This is a genomic window from Corallococcus sp. CA049B, from assembly GCF_003611685.1.
GTDB lineage: Bacteria > Myxococcota > Myxococcia > Myxococcales > Myxococcaceae > Corallococcus > Corallococcus coralloides.
Genome location: NZ_RAWC01000404.1, coordinates 1 through 2878, shown reverse-complemented (window position 1 = coordinate 2878; position 2878 = coordinate 1). Strand labels below are relative to the sequence as shown.

Annotated in this window: 3 protein-coding genes; all 3 read left to right on the top strand. The window is 72.1% G+C overall.

Going from position 1 to position 2878, the window contains the following annotated elements:
• Positions 1-277: 277 nt before the first annotated feature.
• Complete coding sequence (gene ftsE, locus D7W82_RS39140; protein WP_120623114.1) at positions 278-970, top strand: cell division ATP-binding protein FtsE; 693 nt, start codon at positions 278-280, stop codon at positions 968-970.
• Complete coding sequence (locus D7W82_RS39135) at positions 967-1869, top strand: ABC transporter permease (protein WP_120623113.1); 903 nt, start codon at positions 967-969, stop codon at positions 1867-1869. The genes ftsE and D7W82_RS39135 overlap by 4 nt, the downstream gene beginning before the upstream one ends.
• The coding region (locus D7W82_RS39130; protein WP_199728017.1) for a murein hydrolase activator EnvC at positions 1866-2878 on the top strand (1013 nt) is incomplete at its 3' end. The genes D7W82_RS39135 and D7W82_RS39130, both read left to right, overlap by 4 nt.

Genomic DNA, 2878 nt, shown 5'->3' with positions numbered 1-2878 from the left:
CCGTGGCCCCCGCCTCACATCTGCCTCCGGAAGTGGCCGCCGCGCGCGCCCTCAAGGAGAAGCCGCGCATCAACGAGGTGGGCGTGGAGACGCTCTTCGGAGAGGACCTCATCTCCGAGAAGAGCCTGGACGAGGTCATCCTCAGCTACCTGGCGAGCGAGGGCGAGCCCTCTTAAGGCCGCTCGCGCGGTGCCGTCTCCCGGACACGCCCGGCCCGTTCCTGGGCGGGCTCCGGGGGCGTGGTACGCTGCCCGGAGGGCCTCGCGCTTCTCCGGACATGATCCAGTTCTTCCACGTCTACAAGGCGTATCCCGGCGATCCGCCGGTGTTGCAGGACATCAACCTGAACGTGGAGAAGGGCGAGTTCGTCTTCCTCACCGGCCCGTCCGGCGCCGGGAAGACGACGCTGCTCAAGCTCATCTTCTGCGGGGAGAAGGCCACCAAGGGGCAAATCCTGGTGGGCGGCAAGAACATCGCGCGCATCCGCGAGTCGGCGGTGCCGTACCTGCGGCGCAACATCGGCGTGGTGTTCCAGGACTTCAAGCTGCTGCCCCACCGCAGCGTCGCGGACAACGTGGGCTTCACGCTGGACGTGCTGGGCGTGCCCCGCTCGGAGGCGCGCGAGAAGGTGCTCCGGATGCTCAAGCGGGTGGGGCTGGAGCACAAGGCGAACTCGCTGCCCCTCAGGCTATCGGGTGGAGAGCAGCAGCGCGTGGTGATCGCGCGCGCGCTGGTGAACGACCCCACCATCCTCCTGGCGGACGAGCCCACGGGCAACCTGGACCCGGCGCTCACCGTCGAAATCATGGACCTGCTCACGGACATCAACATCCGGGGCACCACGGTGATGGTGGCCACGCACGACGCCACGCTCCTGTCGCGCTACCAGAAGCGCACGGTGCGCCTGGAGCGCGGGCTCATCGTCTCCGACGAGGACGGCGTCAAGGCGGCGCGGCGGATGCTGGTATGAGCGTGCTGTCGAAGGCGGCCTACTTCTGGCGCTCGGCGGCCGGGGGGCTGAAGCACGCGCCCTTCGTGCACTTCATCGCCGTGTCCACCATCGCCATCGCGCTGTTCGCGGCGGGGCTGGCGCGGGGCGCGTCGCACGTGGTGGACAACCTGCTCGCGTCGCTGGGCGGCGAGGTGGAGGTGACGCTCTACCTGGCGCCGCAGCTGGGCGAGGACGAGGTGCACGGCGTCCACACGCGCGTGGTGGAGCTGAGCCACGGCGTGGTGACGGTGGTGCCGCCGGAGGCGGCGCTGAAGCGGCTCAGGCAGGAGCTGGGCGACCTGGGCGAGGCGCTGTCGGAGCTGCCGGAGAACCCGCTGCCCGCGACGCTGGAATTGCGCGTGCCGGAGGCGCGGCGTTCCCCCGCGGCGCTGGCGGCCCTGGCGAAGGAGCTGCGCGCGCTGCCCGGCGTCACCGGCGTGGACTACGGCGAGGCCGCGGTGGAGCGGCTGTCCGCCATCGCCCGCGCGCTGAGCTTCGGCGCGCTGGTGGCGCTGGTGGTGGTGCTGGGGACGACCATCGTCATCGTCGCGGCCACGCTCCAGCTGGCCATCTATTCGCGGCGCGAGGAGATTGAAATCCAGAAGCTGGTGGGCGCCACCGACCGCTTCGTGAAGGCGCCGTTCCTCCTGGAGGGGCTGCTCCAGGGGCTGTTGGGCGCGCTGGTGGCGGTGGGGGGGCTGTGGCTCTTCGGCCGACTCCTGGGGCCCACGCTGGGCTCGCTCTTCGCGTTCCTCCTGGGGCCGGGCGTGGCCGCGCCGTGGGTGGAGACGCGCACCGCGCTGGAGCTGCTCGCGGCCGGCTGCGCGCTGGGGCTGGGCGGCAGCTTCGTCGCGGTGGGGCGCTTCCTGCGCGTATGAGGCGGCTCGTCTGGCTCATGGCGCTGTTGGGCGCGAGCGCCGCGTTCGCCCAGCAGGACGAGGAGGCGGAGCGCGCGGCCATCCGCGAGAAGCTGGCCGTGCAGCGCGCGACGCTGGCCCTGGTGGAGGCGAAGAAGCTCTCCGTGCTGGAGGGCATGGAGCTGATGGAGGACATGGTCGCCTTCTCCCGCCGCCGCGTGCGCGCGCTGGAGGGCGACCTGAACCTCTTCCGCCGCCGCGTCGCGCTCGCCGAGCGTGAAGAGGCCGTGCTGCGCGAGGCCCTGCGCGCCCAATTGCGCCGGCTGTCCCCGCGCCTGCGCACCCTGTACCGGCTCCAGCGCCGCCGCCCGCTGGAGGTGCTCCTGTCCGCGGACGACTTCGCCGCGCTCATGTGGCGCGCCCGCGCGCTGGAGGCCAGCATGGCGGGCGACCTGGAGCTCCTGCGCACCGTGCAGCACGTGGCGACCCTCCAGCGGCAGGCGACGCTGGAGCTGAAGCGGCTGCACACCTCGCTGTCTCAGCGCGTGGCCTTCCTCCAGCAGCAGTCGAAGCAGGCCCAGGCACAGCAGGAGGCGCTGGAGGAGGTGGTGGGCAAGCTGGCCGGCGAAGCGGAGCTGGCGAAGCGCGCCGTGCGCGAGCTGGAGGGCGCGGACGCGGAGCTGACCCGCATGCTGGTGGACCTGCACGAGGCCCCCGCGACCAGCGGCTTCGGCGCCCTGAAGGGCAAGCTGCCCCGGCCCGTGGCCGGCATCGTGGAGGTGGGCTTCGGCCGCGTGGTGAACCCGCGCTTCAACACCGTCACCGTGCAGAAGGGCGTGGACATCCGCGCCGCGGCGGGCACCCCCGTGCACGCGGTGGCCGAGGGCACCGTCGTCTACGCGGGCTGGCTGCGCGGCTACGGCAACCTGCTCATCGTCGACCACGGAGACGACTTCCACACCCTCGTCGCGCACCTCTCCACCATCGCCGTCGCCGTGGGCACGCGCGTGGCGCCGGGGGACGTGGTGGG

What these genes read in the sequence shown, in the direction of transcription:
- ftsE (WP_120623114.1), top strand. Translation starts at nt 278, where the DNA reads ATGATCCAGTTCTTCCACGTCTACAAGGCGTATCCCGGCGATCCGCCG.
- D7W82_RS39135 (WP_120623113.1), top strand. Translation starts at nt 967, where the DNA reads ATGAGCGTGCTGTCGAAGGCGGCCTACTTCTGGCGCTCGGCGGCCGGG.